The organism is Luteibacter aegosomaticola (assembly GCF_023078475.1).
GTDB lineage: Bacteria > Pseudomonadota > Gammaproteobacteria > Xanthomonadales > Rhodanobacteraceae > Luteibacter > Luteibacter aegosomaticola.
Map to the genome: position 1 here is coordinate 1861179 of NZ_CP095741.1, position 14376 is coordinate 1875554.

A 14376-nucleotide genomic window follows, 5' to 3' on the forward strand; every position below is an offset into this window, starting at 1 on the left:
GAGAACGAGATGTCCAACGCAGACGATCGTGACGATGCACCGGATGACCAACGCAAGGACCTGCCTGAAAACGACGCCGATGCCGCCGCCGGAGCCGCCGCGCGGCCATTGATGGAGCCGTCGCTCATCACCAAGAAGCCAGGCATCAAACCCTCATGATGCCGCTGGTGGTCGGTGTCACGAGCCATCGCGACATTGCACCCGAGGATATCGAGCCCGTCCGCGAGGCGGTCAGGGCATTCTTCCGCCAACTCCAGGAGCACATCCCGGGGACGCCGTTGCTCGTGCTTTCCGCGCTGGCGGAAGGCGGCGACCAGCTGGTGGCGGAAGAAGCGCTGGCCATCGGTGCAAAGCTCGTGGCGCCGCTGCCCTTGCCACCGGATCTGTACGTCGATGATTTCGACGACGTGGGCGTGCGCGCGTTATTCGAATCGTTGCGCAAGCGGGCCGAGGTCGTGCTGCTGCCGCGGTTGATGGAGACCCCACGGCACGTCGTGGGATCCCCCGGTGCGGCACGCGATCGGCAATACGCCAAGGCCGGCGTCTACATTGCCAGCCATTGCCACGTGTTGCTGGCGTTGTGGGACGGCAACGAAGCCAACGGTATCGGCGGCACGGCGCAAATCGTGCACTACCACCTCACCGGTGGCCTACCTGGGCCGACGCTCCGCCACCAGCACATCCGCCATGTACTGGCGGGGGGTGACGAGAGCCTGCTGTACCACATCGTGTGCCCGCGGGCCGGCGAGTCCGTCGCGGAGGGATTGCGCCCCCTGCAGGCGGGTTGGCGCACTGTCGACGACATGTCATTCAGACCGGAGTTGCCAGGCGATTTCCAGGTGATGTTCGAACGCATGGCTGATTTCAATGACGATGTGCAGCGGCATGCCGGCGAGATCGACGAGGCACCACGCCATCTGCACGGGAGCCCGTGTGCGGCCACGGCGACGATCGAAACGGTATTCCACGCCGCAGACTGGCTTGCCGTCCATTTTCGCCAGCGCGTCGTGCTGGCGCTTCGCGCTACGTACATCGTCGCGGCGATGATGGGCATCGCCTTTACCTTCTACGCGCATCTGCCCGGCAACAACTCGCTTATCTACGGGTTCCTGGCGTTGTTCGCCACGGGTGGCTTCGTCGCGATGCTGGCGCGCCGGCGGGGATGGCATCGCAAGTACCTTGATTACCGGGCACTGGCCGAGGGCCTGCGCATCCAGTCCTGCTGGCGCCGTGCGGGCATCGCGGCCAGCGCCGACCATGAGTTCGCGCACGATAATTTCCTGCAGAAGCAAAACATCGAGTTGGGCTGGATCCGCAACGTGATGCGCGCCGCCAGCCTGTACCCGTCGAGTCATCCGGAAGAGCCCGGCGAAGCCAGCCTTCGTGAAGTGATCGCGGAGTGGGTCGGCGAAACGGGCCGGTCGGGCCAACTGCACTATTACGAAGCGAAGACCGCCGAGCGCGAGGGGTTGCACCACCTCACCGAGACCGTCGGCCGGATCAGCTTGTGGGGTGGTGTCGTCATCAGTGTGTTCCTCGCCGTCTTCGCGCTACGCCTGGGCGAGGAAACCAAGGTGACCCTCGTCACCCTGATGGCGGTGCTCTCCATCATCGCGGCAGTGCGCGAGGCGTACGCGTATCGCAAGGCTGATCGCGAGCTGATGCGCCAGTACTGTTTCATGCAGCGGATCTTCACCAGCGCGCGCGGCGCCCTGGATCGCACGAACGACCCGGCACAGCAACGCGCGATCCTGCTGGCGCTTGGCGAGGCCGCGCTCACGGAGCATGCGGAGTGGACGCTCATGCAGCGCGAGCGGCAGGTGGAGCACAGTAAGCTTTGATAAAAGTAGCGTTCACCTTGCCTATCCCCTGTCAGTGCGATCGTCGGCGGATAGAGAGGAGGCACGTTGCCATGACCATCGCATTCAAGATAGGCAACCAAGGGCAGCGCCTTGAAGCACATCCGGTGAGCAGGTGAAGTCACCGCCGCTATTCACCGTGGGCCACTCGACGCGCACGACCGAGGATTTCCTGGCCGTGTTGCTGGATGCGGGCGTCGCGTGCCTGGTGGATGTGCGGGCCTTTCCGCGCTCACGTACAAACCCCCAGTTCAATCAGGACGTACTCCCCGCTGCGCTGGCATCGGCAGGTATCGGCTACGAACACCTTCCGGGGCTAGCCGGGCGCCGGCGGAAATCCGTGGTGGTCGCCCCCGATGTGAACGCGTACTGGAAGGTTGCCGGGTTCCACAACTACGCGGATTACGCGCTATCGGAATCCTTCCAGGCATCGTTCCGTGACCTTATGCGGGTCAGTGCCGCGAAACCCGCCGCGATGATGTGCTCGGAAGTGCTGTGGTGGCGCTGCCACCGGCGGATCATCGCGGACTACGCCTTGGCCGAGGGGCGGGAAGTTCGGCATCTCTTCGACGTGGGTCATGTCGAAGAAGCGCGTCTCACCGATGCCGCAGTGGCGCATGCGGACGGAACGATCACGTACCCCGGCTAGTCGCCACCCCACGCCTGGAAACGGATCGTCACGCGCAGGCCTTCCACCCCCGAGGCGCCGTGGGCATTCGACAGTGCCAGCGTCGCTCCCTGGGCGAGCAGCAATTGCCTGGCGATGCTGAGGCCCAGGCCCGTGCCGTGGATGCCCGAGCGACGCGAGCGCTCCAGGCGGAAATAGGGTTGCAGCACATGCGCCATCGCCTCGTCCGGGATGCCGGGCCCGTCGTCGTCGATGGTGAGTTCCGTGCCGCGAACGAGCACGCGTGCCCGGTGCCCGTGGCGCACCGCGTTGTCGATGAGGTTACCCAGCGCCCGGCGCATGGCCCGTGTCTCGCCAGCGACGATGCCTTCGCCCTCGACGAGACAGGCGACGTCGTGGCCCATGTCTCGCTGGTCTTCGCTTACCGCGATAGCCAGCGCACCCAGGTCGACCTGCTGCAGGGGCCCAGGGGACGCGCCGGCGGAAAGGTACGCCAGCACCGAATCCACCAGTGCCTGCATCTCCGCCAGTTCGCCACGAAGCACGTCTCGTTCTTGTCCGGCCGGCATCATCTCCGTACGCAAACGCATCCGTGTAATCGGCGTGCGCAGGTCGTGTGATACGGCGCCCAGGAGCTCGTCGCGCTCATCGAGCGCACGCATCAGCCGTTGCTGCATCTGGTTGAATGCGCCGGCGGCCGCGCGAACTTCGTTAGGGCCGGTCAGGGTGAGCGGCGGCGCACGCAGATCGCTGCCCAGCGTCTTCGCCGCCTCGGCAAGGCGGGTAAGGGGGCGGGTGATCCAGCGCACCAGAAGCAGGCCCAGCAGCAGGATCAACAGGGTGCGCAGGCCATAGACGCGCCATGCGTATTCGCGGAACGCTTCCGCGGGGCGTTGTCGCAGGCCGGCCTGGCCCTCCGTGACCGCGAAGCGGTACGCGTGGCCGTCGAGGGTCGCCGCGTCCACGATGAACTGGCTATGTGGATGTTCGGCCGTCACCATGGCCAGATGTGTGCCTTCGCGGTTGTCGTCGTCGTAGAGACGAACCTCGCGCAAACGCATATCGCGAGGCGCGCCCGCCTGTCGCGCTGCGGCGTCGGCGATGAGCCGCTCGGTTTCCCGTTGCTCGTGGGTGAGTTTGCTGCGCGGCGCGACGTTGCCCAGCACGGTGATGCTGAAGTCCCCCGACGATAGCTCGCCGGTGAGGTCAGGGTGGGTCTCAAGGGTGCGCAGTGCCTGGGCGATGCGGGCACCGGCAAGCCGTGCCGGGATTTCCTGCAGCCGGTCGTAGCGTTTATCGAACCAGATGGTACCCGTGAGCAGCTGGGCGACAAGCATGCCGACCACCAGGACAAGCACCAGGCGACCATACAGCGTACGTGGCCAGCGTGGCCGTGCGTCAGGCATCCGCGTGCACATCCGCTGTCAGTACATAGCCCTGGTTGCGCAGGGTACGGATGAGCGAGGGCTTGCGGGCATCGTCGTCCAGGTACTGGCGCAGCCTGCTGATGCATACATCGATGGCGCGGTCGTTCGGGGCACGGTCGCGACCATAGACCTGGTCAACGAGGTGGTCCCTGCTGACGGGGCGATGGGGGCTGGCCAGCAGTTCGCGAAGCGCGCGGTAGTCGGAGCCGCCCAGGCTAACCACGCGGCCCCCTGGGGAGGTCATCTCGCGGACACGCGTGTCCAGTCGCCAACCGTTGAAGCGCAGCATGCGCGGCTCCGCCTTCGTGGATGGCGTGGCGCGGCGCAAGACCGCGCGGATGCGCGCGAGCAGCTCGACGGGGTCGAAAGGCTTCATGACGTAATCATCGGCGCCTGCGTCCAACCCCGCGACGCGCTCCGACGCCTGCCAGTGCGCCGTGAGCATGATGACGGGAAGGTCATGCGATTCCCGCAGCTTGCGGCACAGGGTGATGCCGTTGTCGCCCGGTAGCATGAGGTCGAGCACCACGAGGTCGAACGTGCCTTCCCGCAGCGCCTGCCACATCGCCTTACCGTCGCCGACGGCCGTGGCGCCGTAACCCTGCGCATGCAGGTAACCCTGCAGCAGGTCGCGGATACCGGCGTCGTCGTCGACGATAAGGAGATGCGGTGGGGCCATGGATCCTCAGAAGCGGTAGCGCACCGTCAGCGTCGTGGCGCGGGGTGTGCCGTAAATCAGGCCATCGTAGAACCCGAACTGCTGGTAGTACACCTTATCCGTGGCATTGCTGACGTTGAGGGTGGCCTGCAGCCGCTCGGTCACGTCGTAACGGGCCATGAGGTTCACCAGGGTATAGCCGCCGACGCGCAGGTTGCTCGCATCGTAGCGGCCGTTACCCAGCGGCCGGCCGGGGTTGGTACTCCATTCGGTCGGGCCCTGGACGGAGATTCCTCCACCGACGGTCACGCGGTGCAACGCGCCGGGCAGGGTGTAAGCCGTGTTAAGCCGGAACAGGTTGCGCGGATCCTGCTGGTAGCTCAGTCCGCGGACGGTCAGGTGGGTGTAACCCGCGTAGAGGTTCCAGCCCTCGGCGAGCTGGCCGGAGACTTCCAGGTCCACGCCTTTCGAGGTAACGCCGCTCACCGCACGGTAGATCGCCTCGCCCGTGTCGAGGTTCGTGGCCCCCGTGGCTTCGGCTACGTTGTTCTGCTGGTTGCGGAACAAGGCCACGCTGCTGTTCAGGGCACCATCGAACCACTCACCCTTCAGGCCCAGCTCGTAGCTGTTGCCCGTGATCGGATCAAGGCGGGTATTGCTCTCGTCGCGGACATCGCCCTGCGGTGTGAAGATGCGCGTGTAGCTGCCGTAAGCCGTGAGATGCGTGCCGATGTCATAGAGCAGGCCGGCATAGGGCGTCCATACCTGCTGATCACCCGTGGCGGGGGCACGCGTCCGCGCATCGCTCACGTTGTACGTGTCGGTCTGCAGGCGGTAGTTGCCCAGGCGAGTGCCGACGACGGCATGCAGGCCATCCGCCAGGTTGAAACGGCCGGCGATGTAGCCGCCGTAGTTCGATACGTGATCCACGGTGCGGGCATAGGTGCGGTGCGTATTGAAATCCGCATACGAACCGTCCCACGTCTGCCAGTTGGTGATGGGCAGGCCGATCGCCCGGTACTGGCAGCCGCTGTACGGTGCGACGCCTGCGATATTGCAGTTACCCAGCGCATTGCTGAAGGTGTAGTTGGTCTGCTCGTCGCGGTAGCCGTTGAAGCCGGCGATCAGTTCGTGCTGGCGGCCGAAGAGCTCGACGGGGCCCGAGACGCTCAGGTCGATATTGTCGCGGCGCGCCTCGTATTCCGAGTGGATGCCGTTGAGGAATGCACCGGTACCGTCCTGGTTCCAGAAGCCACCGAAGCCCGGCCGTGAGTTGTTGACCTTCGCCACGGCCGCGTTGGCGTACGCGTCGCCATCCGTGCGCGAGACGCCAAGCTTTGCGTGCCAATCGCCCGGAAGGGCCTGCTCGAGCGTGGCGAACAGCGTGGTCGCATCGCGCTTGCTGACGCTCCAGTCGGTGACGGGATTCGTGCTGCGCGGCAGGTTGGTACGGCTGCCGTCGGCGTACCAGATGGGCACGTTCGCGCCCCACGAACCGCCGCCATTGCGTGTGCGCTCATATTGGGCGCCGACGGTCAGTGTCGTCGTGGACGACAGGTCGGCGGCGAGGTTGATCAGGGCGCCGTTGCTTTGCAGCGATTCGCGGTCGCGGAAACTGCCCGAGTCCTCACCGGTGACCACGACGCGTGCCCGAACGCTGCCGGAGGCGGTCAGTGGAATATTCACGTCGCCCATGGCGCGGCGCTTGTCCCAGCTGCCGGCTGTCACGGATACGCTGCCGCCGAAGGCGCGGGTGGGTGCCTTGCGTTGCAGGTAGATCGTGGCGGACGGATCGCCGGTGCCACCCATCAGGCCATTGGCGCCACGCACCACCTGCACGCTGTCGTACAGATCCATGTTCAGTGATGCGCCTGCACCGCTGAAGCTGGTCGTGCCATCCACCAGCATGCCATCCACCTTGTAGTTGGTGATGGCGAAACCGCGTGCACGGAAGTTGGTGCGCCCCGAGTTATCCAGCGCGTTGCTGGTGATGCCGGTGGTCGAGGTCAGCGCGTCGTAGATGGTTTCGATCTGCTGATCGTCCATCTGTTGACGGGTGATGACGGAGATCGACTGCGGCGTCTCCTTCAGCGACAGGTCCAGGCCCGTCGCGCTGCTGCTGGCATCCGTCGTGTAACCCGTTGCCGTGGAAGCCGTGACGCTCATGGCGTCCAGCGCGGTGACACCCTTCTTTTGGATCTCCGCGTCGCTATCGGCGGCATGGGCGGGCAGGGCGAAGGCAAGGGCAAGCGCCGCAGCGAGCGGCAGCCGCCCGGGGAGGCGGCGTGGGGCAGGAAGGGGGAGACGCACGGTGGATCCTCGAAAACCAATGAATGCGAGTCATTCGCGTTCGCAATTATTGGCGTTGAGTTCCGCCCGGTCGATGGTTGGTATGTAAGGGAATGTAACGGCGCCTCAGGCCGAGGCGCGTACGCGTTCGCTGTCCTTGCCCGGCGGCAGGCCGAACAGGCGCCGGTACTCGCGGGTGAATTGCTGCACGCTTTCGTAGCCGACGGCAAAGGCAGCGCCGCTGGCTGACGAGCCTTCGGCGGTCATCAGCCGCCTGGCCTCGATCAGGCGTAATTGCTTCTGGAACTGCAGGGGCGAAAGCGACGTGATAGCGCGGAAGTGCTCGTAGAACGACGAAGGGCTCATGCCCGCCACGGCGGCCAGGCGCTCGATCGGCAGGGGCTGGCTGAATTCGGCGCGAAGCAGTGCCACCGCGCGCGTCACGCGTTGCGCATGGCTATCGGGCCAGCCCAGCTGGCGGATGGCCGCGCCATGCGTGCCCGAAAGCAACCAGTAATGCAGCTCGCGAACGAACTGGGCGTGGAGCACCGGCAGCGCGGTGGGCCGGTCCAGCAAACGCATGAGCCGCAGCGCGGCGTCGGCCACTTCGTGGTCCGTGGGTTCCACGTGCACGGGCAGGCGCGCCGTCGCTACCTCGGCCTTCATCTCCACCATGAGCTCGGCGATCAGCGCAGGGTCCAGGTCCATGACCAGCGAGTAATAGGGCGTGTCTGCACTGGCTTCGGTGATCTGGCTGACCGTCGGCACGTCGGCGGTGATGAGCAGGGAATCGCCCGCGCTGAAATCGAAGGTCGCCGTGCCTTGGGTGACCCGCTTGCTACCCTGGAGGACCAGGCAGGCGAGCGGCCGCGAAATCGCGTAATCGAGGCCAGTCGGGGCGGCACAGCGTATGACCGTCAACCCAGGTATGGGCGTATGTGCGACGCCCTCGGGGGGCGCAACGGCCTCGGCGTAACGGCTGACGATCTGGAGCAATAGGTCATGCATGACAGGCCCTCGGGACGCTGCCATCCTACTGCGATGCCGTCACGCCGCGCGAAGGTTCGGAGAAACAGGCAAAGAACGCCGAGATTCGGGCAAAGGCTGGTGGCCGCGCCGCGCCCAGACTGGCCACCTCGCTTATCCCACCCACGAGGCGTTTCTCCATGAACACGATTTCCCTGATCACCGGCGCCAGCCGCGGCCTGGGCCGCAATGCCGCCCTGCACATCGCCCGCAAGGGTGGCGATGTCGTCATCACCTATCAAAGCCGCGTAAGCGATGCGCTGGCACTGGTCGATGAGTTGACGGCCATGGGCCGCAAGGCTGTCGCCCTACAGCTCGATGTCGGCGACACCGCGACGTTTCCCGCCTTCGGCGCAAGCCTGCGCGCCGCGCTGACGAAAACGTGGGGACGCGAGACGTTCGATCACCTCGTCAACAACGCCGGCCACGGCGATGTCGCGCCGATCACCGAAACCACCGAAGCGCAGTTCGACCGCCTGGTCGACGTGCACTTCAAGGGCGTCTTTTTCCTCACGCAGGCCTTGCTTCCGCTCCTGGTTGATGGCGGGCGCATCATCAATCTCTCCACGGGACTGACCCGAATCTCGGCGCCAGGCTGGTCGGCCTACGCCGCGGTGAAGGGCGCAGTAGAGGTGCTGTCCGTCTACATGGCGCGTGAACTGGGTGGTCGCGGCATCACCGTAAACGCGGTGGCTCCGGGCGCGATCGAGACCGATTTCTTCGGGGGTGCCGTGCGCGATACGCCCGAGTTCAATCAGTTCTTCGCTGGCATCACGGCACTGGGCCGCGTAGGTGTCGCCGACGACGTGGGACCGATGATCGCCAGCCTGCTTTCGACGGATAACCGCTGGGTGACCGGGCAGCGGATCGAGGTATCGGGCGGGCAGGGGATCTAGCGCGCAAGCGGATCCGATGGCAGGGGCGCGCGGGGAGGCCGACGCGCCCCTGCCGGGCTACTCGCGCTCCACCCATTCGGCGCGCCACGACGGCGCATCGAACGGATCGGCGAAATACTGCGTTTCGTGCGCTACCTTGCCGTCACGAAACGTCATGATGCTTACTGTGTAAGCCAGCTTGCCCTGGTAATCGATGGTGTATTCGGTGACCCAGAGCGCACCATCGCCAGTAACGCGGCGCACCTTGAAGCCGGACGGCTTACCGGGGTGATGGCTCCGGAGTGCCTGCAGGTTCTTCCGCCCGTGGATCACCTCGCCCGACTGCGGGTACTCGCACACCGCGTCGTCGTGATAAATCGCGTGCTCGGCATCCTGATCGCCGGCTGCGGAGGCGGCCCAGTGCTGGTCGATGGCGGTGCGGATGGCCAAGGGTTCCATGGCACTGTTGTGGCGCGAGGTGCCCCCAGCGGTATTGGAATAATCCACCCGCTGCCCTCTATCGATACTGTGAAATGTGTCGCATTATTGGGTGGATTCCGGGGGGCAGTCAGTCGCAGTTTTTCTCAGGGGCCTTTGAGCTCCCTGGCGAGGGCCGTTCACACCGGTCGTTTTTTTCATCGCCAGCGACGAATCCATGAACACCCCGATAGAGACACCCGCCCACCCCCGCAAAGGCAGCATCGCCTGCGTCGGCATGGGTATCACCCTAGGCTCCCACCTTACGCCCCTCTCCCGTAGCCACATCGAAACAGCCGATGTCGTGTTTGCGGCTCTTTCCGACCATGTCGTCCAGCTGTGGCTGGAGCGGCTGAACGCCGACGTGCGTAGCCTGCAGCCGTACTATCAGCCGGGTAAGTCGCGCATGCGGACCTACCGGGAGTGGGTCGAGGTCATGATGACCGAGGTTCGCGCTGGTAAGCGGGTTTGCGCGGTGTTCTACGGTCACCCCGGCATTTTTGCGTGGTCGCCGCACAAGGTTGTCGAGGTGGCGCGCGCCGAGGGCTATGCCGCGCACATGGAAGCCGGCGTCTCCGCCGAGGATTGCCTGTATGCGGATCTCGGCATCGATCCGGGCCGGGTCGGATGCCAGCATCTTGAGGCGAGCCAGCCATTATTCTTCGAGCGCCACCTGGATACGACAAGCTACGTGGTTCTTTGGCAGCTCGGCGTCGTCGGCGATCGTTCGCTCGGGCGGTTCCTTACCCCTGATGCCTACCGCGAGCTGCTTACGGAACGCCTGCTGGCGGACTATCCGGCCGACCACGAGATCACGATCTACCGCGCGCCCACGCTACCCATCCATGGTCCACATATCCAGCGGATGGCGTTGCGCGATTTTTCCAAGGGGACATTCACGGGCCACGAGACGATGGTGCTCCCGCCAGCCCAGGCCCTCAGGCCCAACGTCGCGATGCGCGCCCGGCTCGATGCCCTCGACGCGGTTCACGGCTCCGGCTTCGCCCCCGCATCCGCGTAATGCCCTAAAGATCCAAACCTGCCCGCCGCTATGGTGGTGCAGGTTCCAATCCCGTCATCAACCACGAACCAGGGGAACGTAATGCGTGACACCGTAGAACTGCTTGAGGCCATTGGCCGGGATGCCACCTTGCGCCACGCATCGCAGGAGGAGCTTGCGCACGCCCTCGATGCCGCGGGTGCCTCGGCCGGGTTGCGCGAACTCGCAGCCCATGGCGATGCCGCGAAGCTCACCGAAGAGCTGGGTCTGGAACACATGCACGTTGAGCACACGAGCCAGACGGGCGGCCACGAAGGCGACGGTCACGACGACCATCATCACCATCACCATGACGACGGCAAGGACAACGAGCCGAAGAAGACGCCTGACGACGGCGAAGCAACGCCGTCGAATTGAGGCTATTGCATGCAGCGTAGCCGCCAGCGGCGCGTACGCTCGTGGCCGGCGCTCATGGCGTTGGCTCTCGGCTTGTGCGCGCCTGGTTTGCACGCCGATCCGGCACTGCCCGCTCCCGCGGGCGGTGCCCGGTTGGCGCAGGCGGATGCGTTGCGTACGTCGGATCATGGTCGCTTCGTCGTAATGCTGGAATCGCTGCGCAACGAAGCGGCGAACCTCACCGAGCACGACCGATGGTACCTTCGCTTCCTTGATGGCTGGGAGGCAAACTACGAAGGGCGCTACCCGGCGGCGGAAACGACCCTGCGTGATGTGATGGCACACGCGGACGACGATGTCCTCGTGACACGCGCTACCGCCATGCTGATGAACAATCTCAGCGAGCAGGGCAAGTATGCGGAAGCCTATGCCGTTGCGACGCGCGCCGCGGATGGTCTGCCTGACGTGAGCGACCCGTTAGCGCGTTATGTGTTGCTGGCGAACCTGTCGCAGATGCTGACCTTCGCGGGCCAGCCGGAGGTTGGCCTCGACTACGCCGAAAAGATGTTGAAAGCCACGCCTGCGGGGCAGTCGCCATGCCAGGCTATGGTGCAAAAAGTGACGGCCCTCGAGGGTTCGCGCAAGCTGACATCGCAGAGCCCCGAACTTCTGTCGACGATCGATGCATGCGCCGCCGCAGGCCAGCCGATCTTCGCAAACACGATGTCGCTCATTCTTGTCGACCGCCTGATCGATGAGAACAAGCTGCCGGAGGCCCTGGCGGCAAGCGAGCGCATCACGCCGGTTATCGAGGCCAGCCACTACTACCGGCATATCATCGACGCGATGAGCCAGCGGGCGCGGATCTACGACCAGCTCGGCAATGCGGCCGCGGCGAAGAAGACCGCGCTCGCAACCGTTGCCATGGGGCACGATGGTGATATCAACGAAGCGCTGCGATTCGCTTTCCGGATCCTCTACACGATCGAGAAGGCACAAGGTCATCCCAGCAGCGCGCTCGATTACTATGAACATTACGTGGTCCAGGACCAGGGCTATCTGCGCGACGCCAATGTCCGGAACGCCGCGTATGAGGCAGCACGCGAGCACTTCCGCGCCGATAAGCTTGAGACGGAAGGCCTGAGCAAGGAAAACCGGATCCTCAGGCTCCAGCAGGCACTGGATGGCAAGGCGGTCGAGACCAGCCGACTCTATGTCGTGATGATGGCCATTGTGCTGCTCTCGATTATTTTTCTGATGATACGCATCAAGCGATCCCAGCTGCGCTTTAAGTGGCTATCGTCGTGTGATGGCCTGACCGGCATCTTCCATCACCAACACTTCATGAGCGAGGCCGGGAGAGGACTCCGCATGCTCGAGAAGCGGTCGAGCGACGGGTGTCTCGTATTCGTCGACCTGGATCACTTCAAGCAGGTGAACGACACGCACGGACACGCAGTCGGTGATGCTGTGCTGAAACACGCCGTCGCGATCTGCAAGGGGCAGCTACGTAAAGCCGACCTGCTTGGCCGGTTGGGCGGCGAGGAGTTCGGCATCCTGCTGGTGGATACGCCGATGTTGCAGGGGCGTGTCGTGGCGGAACGTATCCGCCTGGCATTCGCGTCGTCTCCACTGGAGGTCGATGGAGTCGTTGTTTCGTTCTCCGCCAGCGTTGGTCTGGCGTCGACGGCTGCCGTGGGGCACGATCTTCAAGCCCTCTGTCGTGCAGCGGATGCCGCGTTATATGTCGCGAAGCACCGGGGGCGCAACCGGCTTGTCGTTCATGGCGACGGGGATGAACCCGTCGCCATGGCGCTTCTTGCGGCTGGATCGCGGTCTCATCCCTGAGACCGCGCGGCATCACGGCGCGCTATTCGCGCGGATCGTCGCTTCGTTGATCTCCCGCACCTTTGCCTCGTCAACCTTTTCGACCTTGCGATCGTAGGTGTAGAGACCATTGTGCTCGCCCTCGACGTCGGTGATCTGCGTATAGACGCTACCCGATACGCCGATGGCTGGCGCCTTGTCACGCAGCACCGCCGTATTGGCCACGTAGCCGGCGTTGAGCGCAGCCTGGTCCTTCACATCGCCATACGGGTTGATCGCGGTGTTCGGCCAGACATGGCCCGGCACGCCCAGCGTCAGGCCGCCATGTTCGCCATCCATCGATGCACGCTTCGCGTCCGGCGCCGGCAGGCCCGGGCCCTGGTAGTCGTGCACGTCGATCATGTCCCCAGCGTGGACATCGCCCTTGGTATCGCAGCAGTTGTAGCCGCTGCGTGCGTTGACCAGGCGCGAGGGATCGAGCTTCTTGATCTGGGCGGAGAGTTCACCCGCCGCCGGAATGCTCCACTGGCCCCAGCCTTCGTTGAACGGGATCCAGCCGATGATCGAGGTCTCGCCCTTGAGCTGGTTGACGATCGCGGTGACGTCCTTTTTGAACCGGGTTTTGTCGGCTTCGCTGATCTTGTCGTTGTGGCCGTTCGGCATGGCGGGCATGTCCTGCCACACCATCAGGCCAATGCGGTCGGCCCAGTAGTACCAGCGTGCCGGTTCCACCTTGATGTGCTTGCGGATGGTGTTGAAGCCGAAATCCTTGGTCTTCTGGATATCGAACTTCAGCGCCGCGTCGGTCGGGGCGGTGTGGATGCCATCCGGCCAGTAGCCCTGGTCGAGCGTGGCGAGCAGGAAGGTGGGCTTGCCGTTGAGCACGATACGGTTCTTGCCATCGATCGACTTGATGCCGATCGTGCGCAGGCCCGCGTAACTCGTCACTTCATCGTTCTGGCCGCCCTGGCTGAGCGTGGCCTTGAACGTGTACAGGAACGGGTCGGCGGGGCTCCACAGGTGCGGGTCCTTGATCGCCAGGTGCAGCGGCTTGCCGGCCGCGCCGGATGCCTCACCGACGGCGTTGCCGTTGGCGTAGGCCGTGACATGAAGCGTCGCACCCGCGGCCTTGCCATCGACCTTCGTGTCGACGGTAAAGCCATCCAGGCTCGCGTCGCTCGTGAAGGTCAGCTGCGCCAGGCTGGCCGCCGGCACCGGCTCGATCCACACCGACTGCCAGATGCCCGAGGCGGGGGTGTAGAAGATGCCTTCGGGCTTGAGGCGCTGCTTGCCGACCATGACGTTCTCGCCGTCGACCGGCGCGTGCACGGCCACGACGATTTCCTGCGGGCCGCTGGGGCGCAGCGCAGCGGTGATGTCGGCGCTAAACGACGTGTAGCCGTCCGTATGCTTCGCCACCTGCTTGCCGTTGACGTACACCGTGGCTTCCTGGGCCACCGCGCCGAAGTTCAGGCGCACGTGCTGGCCCTTCGCCGTGAAGTCGGCGGGGATCTCGACCGTGCGACGGTAAAGCATGAAGTCCGAGTGCTTCTGCACGCCGGAGAGCACGGACTCGACCGGGTAGGGCACCAGCACCTTGTCCTTCAGCGCCTCACCGAAGTGGGGTGCGGCGGCCTTGTCGGTCGCGGCGTATTCCCACAAGCCGTTGAGGCTCAGCCACGTCGGCTTATCGATCGACGGGCGGGCGAGCTGGGGGCGTGGGTACTCGGGCAGGGCATTCGTCGGCGAGACGTCGGCGGTCCACGGGGTGGGAAGCACGGCGGTCTTGCCGTTCCACACGCCGTCGGCCGCGGAGACGGCCATGGCTGGCGCCGCGAGGGCGATGGCCAATGTGATGGCGAGGTAGGGGCGGGATCGGGGGAGCTTCGGGGTGAACGTCATCTAAGGTCCTTT

General features: G+C 64.9%; 13 protein-coding genes. 7 read left to right on the plus strand and 6 right to left on the minus strand.

The features are described from left to right. The first annotated feature begins 9 nt into the window (after positions 1-9). The 3 genes from L2Y96_RS08195 to L2Y96_RS08205 all read left to right on the plus strand — a co-directional run bounded on the left by L2Y96_RS08195 (position 10) and on the right by L2Y96_RS08205 (position 2508). Entirely contained in the window at positions 10-159 is a 150-nt protein-coding gene (locus L2Y96_RS08195; RefSeq protein ID WP_247335332.1) for a hypothetical protein, read from the plus strand. Then, positions 156-1841, plus strand: coding sequence for a hypothetical protein (locus tag L2Y96_RS08200; protein ID WP_247335333.1), 1686 nt, complete (start codon positions 156-158; stop codon positions 1839-1841). Before L2Y96_RS08195 ends, L2Y96_RS08200 begins: the two co-directional genes overlap by 4 nt. 133 nt (positions 1842-1974) lie before the next feature. Further along, positions 1975-2508 carry a DUF488 domain-containing protein gene (locus L2Y96_RS08205; protein ID WP_247335335.1) on the plus strand — a complete coding sequence of 178 codons (534 nt, stop codon included), beginning with the start codon at positions 1975-1977 and terminating at the stop codon, positions 2506-2508. Here L2Y96_RS08205 and L2Y96_RS08210 read toward each other — a convergent pair. The 4 genes from L2Y96_RS08210 to L2Y96_RS08225 form a co-directional block, all read right to left on the minus strand. After that, positions 2505-3893 carry an ATP-binding protein gene (locus tag L2Y96_RS08210; protein WP_247335337.1) on the minus strand — a complete coding sequence of 463 codons (1389 nt, stop codon included), beginning with the start codon at positions 3891-3893 and terminating at the stop codon, positions 2505-2507. The genes L2Y96_RS08205 and L2Y96_RS08210 overlap by 4 nt on opposite strands. After that, entirely contained in the window at positions 3886-4593 is a 708-nt protein-coding gene (locus L2Y96_RS08215; RefSeq protein ID WP_247335340.1) for a response regulator, read from the minus strand. The genes L2Y96_RS08210 and L2Y96_RS08215 overlap by 8 nt, the downstream gene beginning before the upstream one ends. A gap of 6 nt (positions 4594-4599) precedes the next feature. Continuing rightward, entirely contained in the window at positions 4600-6882 is a 2283-nt protein-coding gene (locus tag L2Y96_RS08220) for a TonB-dependent siderophore receptor (protein WP_247335341.1), read from the minus strand. Between the two features lie 105 nt (positions 6883-6987). Further along, positions 6988-7869, minus strand: coding sequence for an AraC family transcriptional regulator (locus tag L2Y96_RS08225; RefSeq protein ID WP_247335343.1), 882 nt, complete (start codon positions 7867-7869; stop codon positions 6988-6990). A 158-nt stretch (positions 7870-8027) separates the two neighbouring features. Between L2Y96_RS08225 and L2Y96_RS08230 the strand changes: the two genes are divergently transcribed. After that, a complete protein-coding gene (locus L2Y96_RS08230) occupies positions 8028-8783 on the plus strand; it encodes an SDR family NAD(P)-dependent oxidoreductase (RefSeq protein ID WP_247335346.1) in 756 nt (251 codons plus the stop codon). Positions 8784-8840: 57 nt separating this feature from the next. Here L2Y96_RS08230 and L2Y96_RS08235 read toward each other — a convergent pair whose 3' ends face one another. Continuing rightward, entirely contained in the window at positions 8841-9212 is a 372-nt protein-coding gene (locus tag L2Y96_RS08235; protein WP_247335349.1) for a nuclear transport factor 2 family protein, read from the minus strand. Between the two features lie 205 nt (positions 9213-9417). Here L2Y96_RS08235 and L2Y96_RS08240 point away from each other — a divergent pair, with 205 nt between their 5' ends. The 3 genes from L2Y96_RS08240 to L2Y96_RS08250 all read left to right on the plus strand — a co-directional run bounded on the left by L2Y96_RS08240 (position 9418) and on the right by L2Y96_RS08250 (position 12483). Next, positions 9418-10260, plus strand: coding sequence for an SAM-dependent methyltransferase (locus L2Y96_RS08240; protein WP_247335352.1), 843 nt, complete (start codon positions 9418-9420; stop codon positions 10258-10260). An 81-nt stretch (positions 10261-10341) separates the two neighbouring features. After that, positions 10342-10656, plus strand: coding sequence for a hypothetical protein (locus L2Y96_RS08245; RefSeq protein WP_247335354.1), 315 nt, complete (start codon positions 10342-10344; stop codon positions 10654-10656). A 54-nt stretch (positions 10657-10710) separates the two neighbouring features. Continuing rightward, on the plus strand, positions 10711-12483 hold the full coding sequence (locus L2Y96_RS08250; RefSeq protein ID WP_247335356.1) for a tetratricopeptide repeat-containing diguanylate cyclase: 1773 nt from the start codon (positions 10711-10713) through the stop codon (positions 12481-12483). Positions 12484-12495: 12 nt separating this feature from the next. Here L2Y96_RS08250 and L2Y96_RS08255 read toward each other — a convergent pair whose 3' ends face one another. Further along, positions 12496-14364 carry a glycoside hydrolase family 2 protein gene (locus L2Y96_RS08255; RefSeq protein WP_247335358.1) on the minus strand — a complete coding sequence of 623 codons (1869 nt, stop codon included), beginning with the start codon at positions 14362-14364 and terminating at the stop codon, positions 12496-12498. Positions 14365-14376: the final 12 nt, after the last annotated feature.